The sequence below is a fragment of the Streptomyces sp. NPDC043952 genome, assembly GCF_056435325.1.
In genome coordinates this window covers 16,636-30,817 of sequence record NZ_JBWKES010000040.1, presented here as the reverse complement: position 1 = coordinate 30,817, position 14,182 = coordinate 16,636, and the positions used below count along the sequence as shown (strand labels likewise).

Sequence of the window (14,182 nt, the reverse complement as noted above, 5' to 3'; positions counted from 1 at the left end):
CCCCTTACGCAGCGGGCGGTCGCGCCTTACTCTGATGCCTGCTCGATAGTTACTCGCGAGTTAAACAACGCCCGAACCCCACCGTGAGTTAACCCAGCCGCACGAGTACCAGCCGCGCTGTCGCGGGCCCCGGAGGATGTCGTGAGCGACACACAGACCCAGATCGAGAACCGTCCGCCGTCCGTCGCGGCCCTCTTCCTTGAGCGCGTGGCGGCGACACCGGACGCCGAGGCCTACCGCTACCCGGTGCCTCCCGCCGCCGGGCAGGGCCCGGACGACTGGAAGTCGCTGAGCTGGGCCCAGTCGGCCGACCGGGTGTACGCGATCGCGGCCGGACTCACCGAGCTGGGCATCGAGCCCGAGCAGCGCGTGGCGCTCGCCTGCTCCACCCGCGTCGAGTGGATCCTCGCCGACCTCGGCATCCTGTGCGCCGGCGGCGCGACCACCACGATCTACCCGCAGACCAACGCCGACGAGTCCGCGTTCATCCTCGCCGACTCCGAGAGCCGGGTGCTGATCGCCGAGAACGCGTCCCAGGTCGCCAAGGCGGCCGAGAAGCGCGCCGAGCTGCCCGAGCTGACGAAGGTCGTCGTCATCGACCCGGCCGGCGTGCCGGAGGGCGACGACTGGGTGATCACCCTCGCCGAGCTGGAGAAGCGCGGCGCCGCCTACCTGGAGCAGCACCCGCAGCTGGTCAAGGAGCGGGTCGGCGCGATCACCAGGGACCAGCTCGCCACCCTCATCTACACCTCCGGCACCACCGGCCGCCCCAAGGGCGTGCGGCTGCCGCACGACAACTGGTCGTACATGGCCAAGGCCATCGCCTCGACCGGGCTGCTCGGCCCGGACGACGTGCAGTACCTGTGGCTGCCGCTCGCGCACGTCTTCGGCAAGGTGCTCACCTCCGGCCAGATCGAGATCGGGCACGTCACCGCCGTGGACGGCCGCGTCGACAAGATCATCGAGAACCTGCCGGTGGTGCGGCCGACGTACATGGCCGCCGTGCCGCGCATCTTCGAGAAGGTCTACAACGGCGTCGCGGCCAAGGCGCGGGAGGGCGGCGCGGCCAAGTACAAGATCTTCCAGTGGGCGGCCGAGATCGCCCGCGAGTACGCCAGGACCGAGCAGGACAACTTCCGGCACACCGGCAGCCGCTCCGTGCCCTTCGGCCTCGCCGCCCGGCACAAGGTCGCCGACACCCTCGTCTACGCCAAGATCCGCGAGGCGTTCGGCGGCCGGCTGCGCGCCTGCGTCTCCGGCTCCGCCGCGCTCGCGCCCGAGATCGGCTACTTCTTCGCCGGCGCCGGCATCCACATCCTGGAGGGCTACGGCCTCACCGAGTCCTCCGCCGCGTCCTTCGTGAACCCCGGCGAGGCCTACCGCACCGGCACGGTCGGCAAGCCGCTGCCCGGCACCGAGGTGCGCATCGCCGACGACGGCGAGATCCTGCTGCGCGGCCCCGGCATCATGCAGGGCTACCACAAGCTGCCCGACAAGACCGCCGAGGTGCTGGAGTCCGACGGCTGGTTCCACACCGGCGACATCGGCGAGCTGTCGCCCGACGGGTACCTGCGGATCACCGACCGCAAGAAGGACCTCATCAAGACCTCCGGCGGCAAGTACGTCGCGCCGGCCGAGGTGGAGGGCCAGTTCAAGGCGGTCTGCCCGTACGTCTCCAACATCCTCGTGCACGGCGCCGACCGGAACTACTGCACCGCGCTCATCGCCCTGGACGAGATCGCGCTCGCCGAGTGGGCGAAGGAGAACGGCCTCGGCGGCAGGTCGTACGCCGAGATCGTCGCGGCGCCGCAGACGGTCGAGATGGTCGACGGGTACGTCCAGCAGCTCAACGCCGGGCTCCAGCGCTGGCAGACGATCAAGAAGTTCCGGCTGCTGCCGCGGGATCTCGACGTGGAGCACGGCGAGATCACGCCGAGCCTGAAGCTGAAGCGGCCGGTGGTGGAACGGGAGTACAAGGGGCTGATCGACGAGATGTACGCCGGGACACGGGAGAAGTAGCGCGCGCCCCCAGGGCGGCTTTTTGGCCACCGGCGCTCGAAAAGGTTCCCCTTCCGATGCCGTCCTAGCACGCTTCTCGGCCATGCGTGGCCACTTCGGTGACTTCACGCTTATGCGCGACGCCCGTCTGTCACCCTGGCCGCATGGACATGGCGGCCATACCCATGCAGCGGGAGACGGCGGGCCGGACGCGCGGGCACGCCGCGTTGCCCGGCAGCCCGCTCGCGCCGGGCACCGCGCGGGCCCTGGTGCGGGCCGCGCTGGCCGAGGCACCCGTGGCACCCCGGCTCGTCGACGACGCCACGGCGGTCGTCAGCGAGCTGGTCACCAACGCCGTGGTGCACGCGGGCACCGAGATATCCCTCGACTGGTGCCTGGAGGACGGCGGCACCTTCCTGGTCGAGGTCGGGGACCGGCACCCGGCCCGGCCACCGCGGGACGCGACCGCGGGCGAGCCGTCGTACGACACCCTGGAGTACGGCCGGGGGCTGCGCCTGGTCGGGGCGCTCGCCGAGTCCTGGGGGGTGACCTACCGCACCGGCGCCAAGTCGGTGTGGGCCAGGCTGCCACCGGGCGGCAGCGAACCCCCGGCCGGCGGCGGGGCGCGGGACGCGCTGGAGGTCGCCGAGGCGCTGGCCCCGCAGTCGCAGCGCACCCAGAGCGACCGGGACTGGCTCGGCCGGGGCGCGCTGTCCTTCCTCGCCGAGGCGTCCGACCTGCTCGCGGGCCAGCTGGACGAGAACCTGGTGACGGCCCTCACCGGCCAGCTGATCGTGCCCCGGCTCGCCGACTGGTGCGCGGTCTGGCTGGAGGACGAGGCGTCGGCGCGCGGCGGTTCGTACGACGGTCCGGCGCGGGTCTGGCACGCCAGCGAGAACCGCATCGAGGAGCTGCGGCACGCCCTGGAGAAGGAGCCGCCGCGGCCGGGGGACGGCTTCGGACCCGCGCCCTACCCGTGGCCCGGCGACGCGCTGGGCGCCCACGGCACGGACGGTACGGCGCTGGCGTACCGGCTGGTGGCAGGCGGGCGGCCGCTGGGCACGCTGGTCATCGGGCGGTGCGGGCTCGCCCGCTTCCCCGACGAGATCACCGGCCTGGTCGAGGACCTGGGCCGCCGGGTGGCCCTCGCCATCGGCGCGGCCCGGCAGTACGCCCGGCAGGCCACCATCAGCGCCGTCCTCCAGCGCGGACTGCTGCCCGGCGCGGTCGCGGAGATCCCCGGCATGAGCAGCGCGCTGGTCTACGAGCCCTGCGACCAGAGCGGCCCCAGCGGCGACTTCTACGACCTGTTCCCGGCGGGCGACGGCCGCTGGTGCTTCGCGATCGGCGACGTCCAGGGCAAGGGCCCGGAGGCGGCGGTCGTGATCGGCCTCGCCCGGCCCTGGCTGCGGCTGCTGGCCCGCGAGGGGTACCGGGTGGCCGACGTCCTCGACCGGCTCAACCAGCTCCTGCTGGACGACGCCATGGAGGCCGCCGACGCCGCGGCGCGCGCCCTGGTCGCCGCCGACGGCCGCGGGGAGGGCCCGCAGACCCGCTTCCTCTCCCTCCTGTACGGCGAGCTGATCCCGTACGACGGCGGGGTCCGCTGCACCCTCGCCTCCGCCGGGCACCCCCTGCCGCTGGTCCTCGGCCCCGACGGGAGCGTGCGCACCGCGGCCCGCCCGCAGACGCTGCTCGGCGTGGTCGAGGACGAGACCTACACCAGCGAGACCCTGGACCTCGGGCCCGGCGAGAGCCTGCTGTGCGTCACCGACGGAGTGACCGAACGGCGCCGGGGCCCCCACCAGTTCGACGACGCCGACGGCCTCGCCACCGCCCTCGCCTCCTGCGCCGGCCTCACCGCCGAGGAGATCGCGGAAAGGATCCGCCACCTGGTCCACACCTTCAGCGAGTCACCCCCGGACGACGACCTGGCCCTGCTGGTGCTCCAGGCGGAGTGAGGGGGCGTCCGGGCCGGCCCGCCGGGTCCGGAGCGGCTCCGGGGGCGCCGTCAGGCCGTCCGGTCGGGCAACTCCCGCGCCTCGGCGGTGCGGTGATGGTCCGGGCCGAAGGCGGCCAGGCAGGCGTCGTGGGCGGTCGCGGCCCCGGCGCGGGCCTCGGCAGCGCGGCCCAGCCCCAGGAGCGCGGTGGCCATGGCCAGTTCGACGGCGCCGGTCTCGGGACGGCGCTGGTCCTCGGGCAGTCCGCGGCGCGACTCCCCGGCGCGCTCCGCTTCGGCGAGAGCCTCTTCGTGGCGGCCCTGACCGCTGAGGCTGCGGGCCAGACCGAGCCGCAGGACCAGGGCGAGCCGGCCCACCGCGGCCGGGAGCGCCTCGCGGGCCAGCGCCTCGGCCTCCGGATGGCGGCCCTGCCCGTTGAGGGCGTAGACCAGCCCGTTTCGTGCGGCCGCGGCTATGAGCGGCATCTCCGGCCCCCTGCCGCGGTCCGCGCTCCGGGCGACGGCCGCGCACTCCGCCTCGCTTTCGGCGTGCCGGGAGAGCACGGACAGCGTCTGGGCGCGGTTCGAGCGCAGCGTCAGGGTCCGCGGATGTCCGGCGCCGAAGACCTTTCCGAAGACCGGCAGCAGGCCGTCGTACAGGGCGAAGGCCTCGGCGTGGCGGCCCTGGGCGCTCGTCGCCGCCGCGGCGATGCCCAGCGCCAGCGGCGCCTCCTCGCGCGGGAAGGACCGGGCCGCGGCGACGGCGCGCGCCTCGGCCTCCGCCTCCGCGAGGCGCCCGGCCTTATACAGGGCCGTGGGCCAGGGACGGCCCCGCCGCCCGCCCGCCGTCGTTTCGGCCACGCGGCCGGAAGAGTTTCATGCGCGGAGCATAGGGAGCGGCCCGTCCACCGCGCCCCCGGTCCTCCTCCGTGCTCGTCGCCCCGGACCGCGCGGCGGTGCTGGACAATAGGCGTATGCCTTCCGCACTCCCCGACGGTGAGCCCGTACCCGATGACGGTGTGCTGCCCGCGCACGCGCTCGACGGGGCGGGGGAGCGTCCGCTCGGTTTCTATCTGCACGTCCCGTACTGCGCGACCCGCTGCGGGTACTGCGACTTCAACACGTACACCGCGACCGAGCTGCGCGGCACCGGCGGGGTGCTGGCCTCCCGTGACAACTACGCCGAGACGCTCGTCGACGAGGTCCGGCTCGCCCGCAAGGTGCTCGGCGACGACCCCCGGCCGGTGCGCACGGTGTTCGTCGGCGGCGGTACGCCCACGCTGCTGGCGGCCGGCGATCTCGTACGGATGCTGGCGGCGATCCGCGACGAGTTCGGGCTCGCCCCGGACGCCGAGGTCACCACGGAGGCGAACCCCGAGTCGGTCGACCCGGCCTACCTCGCCACCCTCCGCGAGGGCGGTTTCAACCGGATCTCCTTCGGGATGCAGAGCGCGAAGCAGCATGTGCTGAAGATCCTCGACCGCACCCACACCCCCGGCCGCCCCGAGGCGTGCGTGTCGGAGGCCCGTGCGGCGGGCTTCGGGCATGTGAACCTCGACCTGATCTACGGCACTCCGGGCGAGAGCGACGACGACTGGCGGGCCTCCCTCGACGCGGCGATCGGCGCGGGCCCCGACCACGTCAGCGCGTACGCCCTCATCGTGGAGGAGGGCACGCAGCTCGCCCGCCGGATCCGCCGGGGCGAGGTCCCGATGACCGACGACGACGTGCACGCCGACCGCTATCTGATCGCCGAGGAGACCCTCTCCGCCGCCGGCTTCGACTGGTACGAGGTCTCCAACTGGGCCGCCTCCGAGGCGGGCCGCTGCCTGCACAACGAGCTGTACTGGCGGGGCGCGGACTGGTGGGGCGCAGGCCCCGGCGCGCACTCCCATGTGGGCGGCGTGCGCTGGTGGAACGTGAAACACCCCGGCGCCTACGCTGCCGCCCTGGCCGGGGGCCGCTCGCCGGGCGCGGGCCGCGAGGTGCTGTCCGCGGAGGACCGCCGGGTCGAGCGCGTCCTCCTGGAACTCCGGCTCCGCGAGGGCGTCCCGCTCTCCCTGCTGAAGGAGACCGGCCTCGCCGCCTCCCGCCGCGCCCTCGCGGACGGCCTCCTCCAGCCCGCCCCCTATGCCGAGGGCCGCGCCGCCCTCACCCTGCGGGGCCGGCTGCTGGCGGACGCGGTGGTACGGGACCTGGTGGACTGATCACCCCGGCGAGTGAATCGGTGCGGAACGCCGGTTCGGTCCTTAACCTGATTCGTAGGCTGCCGCCAAAAGGACGCGGCGGATGTGGAGGGCCACGGAGATGACCGCTGTGGACGAGCGCAGGATGGCAGAGTTCTTCTCGGCGTTCGAGCCCCGGAGGGTGTGAAAGCCGAGCTTCTCCGGGGGGAAATCGTCATGATGTCCAGCCCTGATCTGGTGCACAACCGGATCGTCGCCGATGTGCAGGACCAGATTCCGAGGGAGCGTTGGGAGCGTCTTCAGACCACCGACGTCGACATCGTCACCGAGGCGAGCGAGCCGGTACCGGATCTTGTGATCCTGGAGCGGGGAGCCGGCCCGGCCTCCGGGCGTCTCCTGCCGTCCCACCTCGTCACCGTGGTGGTCGAAGTCGTCTCCAAGGCGAGTGTCGATCGGGACTACGGCGTCAAGCGCTCGATCTACGCGGCAGGCAAGGTGCCTGCCTACCTGATCATCGACCCCGTCGTCGCTCACCGCGTTCTGCTCACCGAGCCCACCGGCACCGGGGAAGACGCCGACTACCAACTACAGCGAGTCACCAAGTTCGGTGACCCGGTGCCGCTGGAACTGCTCGGCGTCGAGCTGGAGACAGGCGATTTCGAGGTCCTCCCCAACGTCAGGCCCCACCGCTACCCGTGACGAAGTCGATCAGCTCCTCCACCCGGCCCAGCAGCTCCGGTTCCAGGTCCTTGTAGGAGTTCACCCGCTTCAGGATCGCCTGCCACACCGCGCCGGTGTTGTCCGAGGGCCAGCCCAGGGCGCGGCACACGCCCGTCTTCCAGTCCTGGCCGTGCGGCACCCGAGGCCACCCCGCGATCCCCAGCGACGCCGGTTTCACCGCTTCCCAGATGTCGATGTACGGATGCCCCACGACCAGCGCGTGTTCACTGGTCACCGACCGGGCGATGCGGAATTCCTTCGTGCCCGGCACCAGGTGGTCCACGAGGACGCCGAGGCGGGCGTCCGGACCGGGGGCGAAGTCGGCGACGATCGCGGGGAGGTCGTCCACACCCTCCAGGTACTCCACGACCACGCCCTCGATGCGCAGGTCGTCGCCCCAGACCTTCTCGACCAGCTCGGCGTCGTGCCGGCCCTCGACGTAGATGCGCCCGGCGCGGGCCACACGGGCGCGGGCGCCGGGGACGGCGACGGAGCCGGAGGCGGTGCGGGCGGGGCGCGCCGGGCCGGCGGAGGGTCGTACGAGCGTCACCGCCCGGCCCTCCAGCAGGAAGCCGCGCGGCTCCAGCGGGAATACCCGGTGCTTGCCGAAGCGGTCCTCCAGCGTCACCGTGCCCGCCTCGCAGCGGATCACCGCCCCGCAGAACCCGGTACCGGGCTCCTCCACGACCAGCCCCGGCTCGGCGGGCACCTCCGGCACCGGCTGGGGCTTCTTCCAGGGAGGGGGCAGGTCGGGGGAGTACTGGCGGGAGCGCGGGCCCGAAGGGCCCCCGTTGGAAGGGCGGTGGTGGGAGACGGGTGGGCGCATTCGGATGACGATAGGAGAAGCGGCGGGCGCGCGCTCACGACACGCCGGTAAGTCCGCGTGCGTGCGGCTCAGTTCACGCCGAACCGCGCGGCCAGCGCGTCCCGTTGGCGCCGTACGAACGCCGCGTCGACCACCGCCCCGTGGCCGGGCACGTACAGCGCGTCCTCGCCGCCCAGCGCCAGCAGCCGGTCCAGCGCGTCCGGCCAGCGCGAGGGCACGGCGTCCGGGCCCGCCTGGGGCTCCCCGGACTCCTCCACCAGGTCCCCGCAGAACATCACCTCCGGCTCGCCCGGCACCAGAACCACCAGGTCATGGGCGGTGTGGCCGGGGCCCACATTGGCCAGCAGCGCCTGGCGGCCACCGCCCAGCTCCAGGGTCCGCTCCCCGGAGACCAGGTGCCGCGGCGGCACCAGCGCCAGCGCCGCCTCCTCGGCCTCGTCCGCGGGCAGCCCGTGGCGGACCGCGTCGTACCGCAGCTCGTCCCGCCCGCGGCGGACCACCCCGTCCGCCCCCACCGCCGCGTACACCTCGGCCCCAGCGAACGCCGGAGCCCCGAAGACATGGTCGAAATGGACATGGGTCAGCGCGAGATGGGTCACACGCCCACCGGCGAGCACCTCGGCCGCGGACCGCAGCCGCGCCCCCTCCGCCAGGCTCGACCCGGCGTCCACCATCAGCGCCGTGTCCGCGCCCAGGACCAGCCCCGCCGTGCAGTCCCAGCCCGGCAGCCGGCACCGCCCCACCCCGGCGGTCAGCCGCTCCCAGCCACCCTCTTCCCAAGTCACCGTCATACCGCGACGCTAGCCGCAGGAGCGGACGCACGGGCACCGACCTTGCCCGCTGCGTACCCCACGGCCGTACACTGGGCCGGGGAACGCTGGCACTCGCATGCGAAGAGTGCCAAGACGGACACAAGAGGGACAGCCTCGCAAGTGAGGGGACGACGTGCTGGAGGTGCGCGCGAATGCTGAGTGAACGCAGGCTTCAGGTACTGCGCGCCATCGTCCAGGACTATGTCGGCACCGAGGAGCCCGTCGGCTCCAAGGCCCTGACCGAGCGGCACAACCTCGGCGTGTCCCCGGCGACCGTGCGCAATGACATGTCGGCCCTGGAGGACGAGGGGTACATCGCGCAGCCGCACACCAGCGCGGGGCGCATCCCCACCGACAAGGGCTACCGGCTGTTCGTCGACAAGCTCGCGGGCGTCAAGCCGATGACCGCGCCCGAGCGCCGCGCGATCCAGAACTTCCTCGACGGCGCCGTCGACCTCGACGACGTCGTGGCGCGTACGGTGCGGCTGCTCGCGCAGCTGACCCGGCAGGTCGCCGTCGTGCAGTACCCGTCCCTGACCCGGTCCACCGTGCGGCACGTGGAGCTGCTGGCGCTCGCCCCGGCGCGCGTGATGCTGGTGCTGATCACGGACACCGGCCGGGTCGAGCAGCGGATGGTCGACTGCCCGGCGCCGTTCGGCGAGGCGTCCCTCGCGGACCTGCGCGCGCGGCTCAACAGCCGGGTCGCCGGCCGCCGGTTCGCGGACGTGCCGAAGCTGGTCGAGGACCTGCCGGACGCCTTCGAACACGAGGATCGCGGTACGGTCTCCACGGTGCTCTCCACCCTTCTGGAGACACTGGTGGAGGAGAACGAGGAGCGGCTGATGATCGGCGGCACCGCCAATCTCACCCGCTTCGGACATGATTTCCCCCTCACGATCCGGCCCGTCCTGGAGGCCCTGGAGGAGCAGGTCGTGCTCCTCAAGCTCCTCGGCGAGGCGAAGGATCCGGGCATGACCGTGCGCATCGGGCACGAGATCGCCCACGAAGGACTCAACTCAACCTCCGTGGTGTCGGTGGGCTACGGTTCGGGCGGCGAGGCGGTTGCCAAGCTCGGCGTGGTCGGACCGACCCGCATGGACTATCCGGGAACGATGGGAGCGGTACGCGCAGTGGCACGGTACGTCGGACAGATCCTGGCGGAGTCGTAAGTGGCCACGGACTACTACGCCGTTCTCGGCGTGCGCCGCGACGCGTCGCAGGATGAGATCAAGAAGGCGTTCCGTCGGCTCGCGCGCGAGCTGCACCCGGACGTCAACCCCGATCCGAAGACCCAGGAGCGGTTCAAGGAGATCAACGCCGCTTACGAGGTGCTGTCGGACCCGCAGAAGAAGCAGGTCTACGACCTCGGCGGCGACCCCCTCTCGCAGTCCGGCGGCGCCGGCGCGGGCGGCTTCGGGGCCGGTGGCTTCGGCAACTTCTCCGACATCATGGACGCGTTCTTCGGCACGGCGTCGCAGCGCGGACCGCGCTCGCGCACCCGGCGCGGCCAGGACGCGATGATCCGGATCGAGGTCGAGCTGGACGAGGCGGCCTTCGGGACGACCAAGGACATCCAGGTCGACACCGCGGTCGTCTGCAACACCTGCAACGGCGAGGGTGCGGCTCCGGGCACGTCGGCGCAGACCTGCGACATGTGCCGCGGCCGCGGCGAGGTCTCGCAGGTCACCCGGTCCTTCCTGGGCCAGGTCATGACCTCGCGGCCGTGCCCCCAGTGCCAGGGCTTCGGGACCGTGGTGCCCACGCCGTGCCCGGAGTGCGCCGGTGACGGACGGGTCCGCTCGCGGCGGACGCTGACCGTGAAGATCCCGGCCGGTGTCGACAACGGCACCCGGATCCAGCTCGCCGGCGAGGGCGAGGTCGGCCCCGGCGGCGGTCCGGCCGGTGACCTGTACGTGGAGATCCACGAGCTGCCGCACCCGCGCTTCCAGCGCCGCGGCGACGATCTGCACTGCACGGTGACGATCCCGATGACCGCGGCCGCGCTCGGCACCAAGGTGCCGCTGGAGACGCTGGACGGCATGGAGGAGATCGACATCCGGCCCGGCACCCAGTCCGGGCAGTCGATCCCGCTGCACAACCGGGGCGTCACGCATCTGCGGGGCGGCGGCCGGGGCGACCTGATCGTGCACGTCGAGGTGCAGACGCCGACGAAGCTCGACCCCGAGCAGGAGCGGCTGCTGCGCGAGCTGGCCAAGCTGCGCGGCGAGGAGCGCCCGCAGGGGCAGTTCCAGCCGGGTCAGCAGGGGCTGTTCTCGCGGCTGAAGGACGCGTTCAACGGCCGCTGAGCCTCCGGCCGCGCCAGGCCGCCGTGGCGACCTCCGACCGGGAGCTGCCACGGCACCTGGCCCGGCTCCCGACCGGGGCTGCCGCGGCATCTCCGTCGCGGCTGCCGGCCGGGGCTGCCGCAACCACCCCCGTCGCGGTTTCTGACCGGGGGCTGTCACGGCGCCTGGCCCGGCTTCCGATCGGGGGCTGTCACGGCGCCTGGCCCGGCTTCCGATCGGGGGCTGTCATGGCGCCTGGCCCGGCTTCTGACCGGGGCTGCCGCAGCACCCGTCACGGTCCCCGGCCGGGGCCGCCGCAGCACCCCCGTCCCGGTCTCCGGCCGAGGGCTGTCAGGGGCACCCCGCACGGCCTCTGACCGGGCACGGCGTGGAATATGCCGATCCTGACGGCCGATTCGGACTTGTTCGGTGGACGTGACACCATGCGGGCATGTCCTCCGCACTGACCGATCTCCTCCGGCACCCGATCGTGCAGGCCCCCATGGCGGGCGGCGTCTCGGTGCCGGAGCTCGCCGCCGCCGTCTCCGAGGCCGGCGGGCTCGGGTTCCTGGCCGCCGGGTACAAGACGGCCGACGGCATGTACCAGGAGATCAAGCGGCTGCGGAGCCTCACCGACCGGCCCTTCGGCGTCAACGTCTTCATGCCGCAGCCCGAGTACCCCGGTGCAAGCACCGGCTCCACCGGAGCGGCCGAGGCCGCGCCCCTTTCCGGCGCGGTCGAGGTCTATGCCCATCAGCTCGCGGGCGAGGCCGCCTGGTACGAGACCGAGCTGGGCGACCCGGACCACGGCCGCGACGACGGCTACGACGCCAAGCTCGCGGTGCTCCTGGACGACCCGGTGCCGGTGGTCTCCTTCCACTTCGGGGTGCCGGACCGCCACGCGCTGGAGCGGCTGCGGCGGGCCGGGACCGTCACGCTGGTCACCGCCACCACCGCCGAGGAGGCCGTCGCGGTGGAGCGGGCCGGAGCGGACGCGGTGATCGCGCAGGGCGTGGAGGCCGGCGGCCATCAGGGCACGCACCGGGACGTCCCGGAGAACGACGGCACCGGCCTCGGCCTGCTCTCCCTGGTCACCCAGATCCGCGAGGCCGTGCACCTCCCCGTCGTCGCGGCCGGCGGCATCATGCGCGGCGCCCAGATCGCGGCCGTCCTCGCGGCCGGCGCGAGCGCGGCCCAGCTGGGCACCGCCTTCCTCGCCACCCCCGAGTCCGGCGCCCCCGCCGTGCACAAGGAGGCGCTGACCAACCCCCTGTTCGTCCGCACCGAGCTGACCCGCGCGTTCACCGGCCGCCCCGCGCGCGGACTGGTCAACCGCTTCCTGCGCGAGCACGGCCCGTACGCGCCCGCCGCCTACCCGGAGGTCAACCACCTCACCTCGCCGCTGCGCAAGGCCGCCGCGAAGGCCGGGGACGCGCAGGGCATGGCGCTGTGGGCGGGCCAGGGCCACCGGCTGGCCAGGGAACTGCCCGCCGGACAGCTGGTGGAGGTGCTCGCCGCCGAACTCGCCGACGCCCAAACGGCGTTCGCCGCGGGAGGTGCCCGGTGACCGCGCCCGTCTTCGTCGTACCCGACTTCGCCGCGGACGGCGACCGCTATGTCCTGGACGGGCCCGAGGGCCGGCACGCCGTCTCGGTCAAGCGTCTGGAGGCCGGTGAGGAGGTGGTCCTCACCGACGGCGCCGGGCGCTACGCGGTGTGCGAGGTGCTCGGCAGCGAGGGCAAGGACCGCCTCGTCGTACGGATGCCTCAGGTGTCCGAGGAACCCGAACCGCGGCCCCGGATCACGGTCGTACAGGCCCTGCCCAAGGGCGACCGGGGGGAGTTGGCCGTCGAGACGATGACCGAGGTCGGGGTCGACGCGATTGTGCCCTGGCAGGCCGCGCGCTGCATCACGCAGTGGCGGGGCGAGCGCGGCCTGAAGGCGCTCGGCAAGTGGCGGGCCACCGCGCGCGAGGCCGGCAAGCAGTCCCGCCGGGTCCGCTTCCCACAGGTCGCCGAGGCGGCAACCACCAAGCAGGTCGCGGCACTTCTGGCCGCGGCCGACTTCGCCGGGGTGCTGCACTCCGACTTCGGGCACACCAGCGAGCCGCTGGCCACCGCCGAACTCCCCGCCGAAGGCGATATCGTGCTCGTCGTCGGGCCCGAAGGGGGCGTCTCCCGCGACGAGTTGGCGCTGTTCGAGGAGGCGGGCGCGCGGGCGTACGTCCTCGGGCCCAGCGTGTTGCGCACCTCCACCGCCGGCACCGCGGCCGCCGCCCTCCTCCTGGGGCGCACCGGCCGCTGGTCCTGAACCTCGACCGGGGACACCATGGAACTCGCCCAAGTACGGCTCCTCGTGAGCGACTTCGCCGCCTGCTACCGCTTCTACGCCGACGTGCTCGGCCTGAAGCCGCAGTCCGGCGCGAGCGAGGGCCCCTACGAGAAGTTCAGCCCCCACACCGGGTCCGCCGGGATCGCCCTCCAGGACCGCGCCATGATGGCCGAGCTGCTGCCCGAACTCGCCGGCCCCGCCGACGGCCACCGCTCCCTGGTCGTCCTGCGCGTCGACGACCTCGACGCCTACTGCGCCGAGATCACCGCCCGTGGCGCCACCCTCCTCCAGCCCCCCGCCCCCCAGACCGACCGCATGCGCGTCGCCCACCTCAAGGACCCCGAGGGCAACCTGGTGGAACTCCAGGAGTGGCTGCTGCTGCGGGGCTGAACCACCCCGCCCGGTACGCCGTTTCGAAGGAACCGGCACGCCGAACGGGTGAGTGCGCGGGCGGGGGCTTCCGTCCGTCCCTCTCCCGGTGGCACTCTGCCGTGCATGGGGGCATTCATGTGGATTCGGCCGCGCATGGCCGTTCTCGCCGGGATCGTCGGCGTGGCCGGGGCCGGTGCCGTGGGCTGCCAGTCGGATGTGCTCGGGGCGGCCGGGGTCGCGTACACCACCGGGACGACGGCGACCGCGCGGCTGGAACAGGCGGACGTACACGTCGGCTGGCTCACCTGCACCGGCGACTCCCGCCCGCCCGCCGGGGCGAGCGCGGCGCCGGGGCGGGACGCGGTGGTCTCCGTCGACTGCCGGGGCGAGACCGGCGACCGGGGCCGGATCACCGTGAACGGCGAGGTCACCCGTGCCGTGGACGGAGCCTGCGTCCGGGGCGACCTGCGGGCCAGGGTCGAGGGGAGGCAGGTGTTCCACGTCAGCGGACTCGGCGACTGCGCGACCGCGCCGGCCCCGGCGTACCGGCCGCCCACCTTCACCTACCGCCCGCCCAGCTACCCGCCCGTCGGCGCACAGCCCGCCGTCACGGTCACCGTCACCCGCACCCTGTGGTGCCAGAGCGACCCCGACTGCCTGCCCGTGGCGGGCAAGTGATCGAAACGGGCCCTGCGGACGGCGGCCGCTGCGTA

The 14,182-nt window shown here is 73.4% G+C and carries 12 protein-coding genes and 1 pseudogene; 10 read left to right on the top strand and 3 right to left on the bottom strand.

All coding sequences use genetic code 11. The annotated features are described in order from the left end of the window. Window positions 1-141: 141 nt before the first annotated feature. Window positions 142-2,019, top strand: a complete 1,878-nt coding sequence (locus AC069R_RS29670; protein WP_478769837.1) for an AMP-dependent synthetase/ligase — start codon at window positions 142-144, stop codon at window positions 2,017-2,019. A gap of 149 nt (window positions 2,020-2,168) precedes the next feature. After that, window positions 2,169-3,959, top strand: a complete 1,791-nt coding sequence (locus tag AC069R_RS29665) for a SpoIIE family protein phosphatase (RefSeq protein ID WP_478769853.1) — start codon at window positions 2,169-2,171, stop codon at window positions 3,957-3,959. 50 nt (window positions 3,960-4,009) lie between these two features. Here the strand turns inward: AC069R_RS29665 and AC069R_RS29660 are convergent, their stop codons facing one another. Continuing rightward, window positions 4,010-4,798 (bottom strand): tetratricopeptide repeat protein, encoded by a 789-nt coding sequence (locus tag AC069R_RS29660; protein WP_478769836.1) that lies wholly within the window; start codon window positions 4,796-4,798, stop codon window positions 4,010-4,012. 113 nt (window positions 4,799-4,911) lie between these two features. Here AC069R_RS29660 and hemW point away from each other — a divergent pair, with 113 nt between their 5' ends. After that, window positions 4,912-6,144, top strand: a complete 1,233-nt coding sequence (gene hemW, locus AC069R_RS29655; protein WP_478769835.1) for a radical SAM family heme chaperone HemW — start codon at window positions 4,912-4,914, stop codon at window positions 6,142-6,144. A gap of 100 nt (window positions 6,145-6,244) precedes the next feature. Further along, window positions 6,245-6,822, top strand: a pseudogene (locus AC069R_RS29650) (Uma2 family endonuclease). On the opposite strand, the gene AC069R_RS29645 reads toward AC069R_RS29650, so the two are convergent. Further along, window positions 6,800-7,669 (bottom strand): DUF3097 domain-containing protein, encoded by an 870-nt coding sequence (locus AC069R_RS29645; RefSeq protein WP_478769834.1) that lies wholly within the window; start codon window positions 7,667-7,669, stop codon window positions 6,800-6,802. The pseudogene AC069R_RS29650 and the gene AC069R_RS29645 overlap by 23 nt on opposite strands. A gap of 68 nt (window positions 7,670-7,737) precedes the next feature. Beyond that, a complete protein-coding gene (locus AC069R_RS29640; protein WP_478769833.1) occupies window positions 7,738-8,460 on the bottom strand; it encodes an MBL fold metallo-hydrolase in 723 nt (240 codons plus the stop codon). A 173-nt stretch (window positions 8,461-8,633) separates the two neighbouring features. Between AC069R_RS29640 and hrcA the strand changes: the two genes are divergently transcribed. The 6 genes from hrcA to AC069R_RS29610 all read left to right on the top strand — a co-directional run bounded on the left by hrcA (window position 8,634) and on the right by AC069R_RS29610 (window position 14,147). Beyond that, window positions 8,634-9,650: a heat-inducible transcriptional repressor HrcA gene (gene hrcA / locus AC069R_RS29635; RefSeq protein WP_111582045.1), complete on the top strand. Its 1,017-nt coding sequence runs from the start codon at window positions 8,634-8,636 to the stop codon at window positions 9,648-9,650. Beyond that, window positions 9,651-10,787 (top strand): molecular chaperone DnaJ, encoded by a 1,137-nt coding sequence (gene dnaJ, locus AC069R_RS29630; protein ID WP_397986004.1) that lies wholly within the window; start codon window positions 9,651-9,653, stop codon window positions 10,785-10,787. Between the two features lie 430 nt (window positions 10,788-11,217). Continuing rightward, window positions 11,218-12,333, top strand: coding sequence for a nitronate monooxygenase (locus tag AC069R_RS29625; RefSeq protein ID WP_478769832.1), 1,116 nt, complete (start codon window positions 11,218-11,220; stop codon window positions 12,331-12,333). Continuing rightward, on the top strand, window positions 12,330-13,076 hold the full coding sequence (locus AC069R_RS29620; protein ID WP_478769831.1) for a 16S rRNA (uracil(1498)-N(3))-methyltransferase: 747 nt from the start codon (window positions 12,330-12,332) through the stop codon (window positions 13,074-13,076). Before AC069R_RS29625 ends, AC069R_RS29620 begins: the two co-directional genes overlap by 4 nt. An 18-nt stretch (window positions 13,077-13,094) precedes the next feature. Then, on the top strand, window positions 13,095-13,487 hold the full coding sequence (locus AC069R_RS29615) for a VOC family protein (protein ID WP_478769830.1): 393 nt from the start codon (window positions 13,095-13,097) through the stop codon (window positions 13,485-13,487). Window positions 13,488-13,622: 135 nt separating this feature from the next. After that, window positions 13,623-14,147 carry a hypothetical protein gene (locus AC069R_RS29610; protein ID WP_478769829.1) on the top strand — a complete coding sequence of 175 codons (525 nt, stop codon included), beginning with the start codon at window positions 13,623-13,625 and terminating at the stop codon, window positions 14,145-14,147. Window positions 14,148-14,182 lie beyond the last annotated feature (35 nt).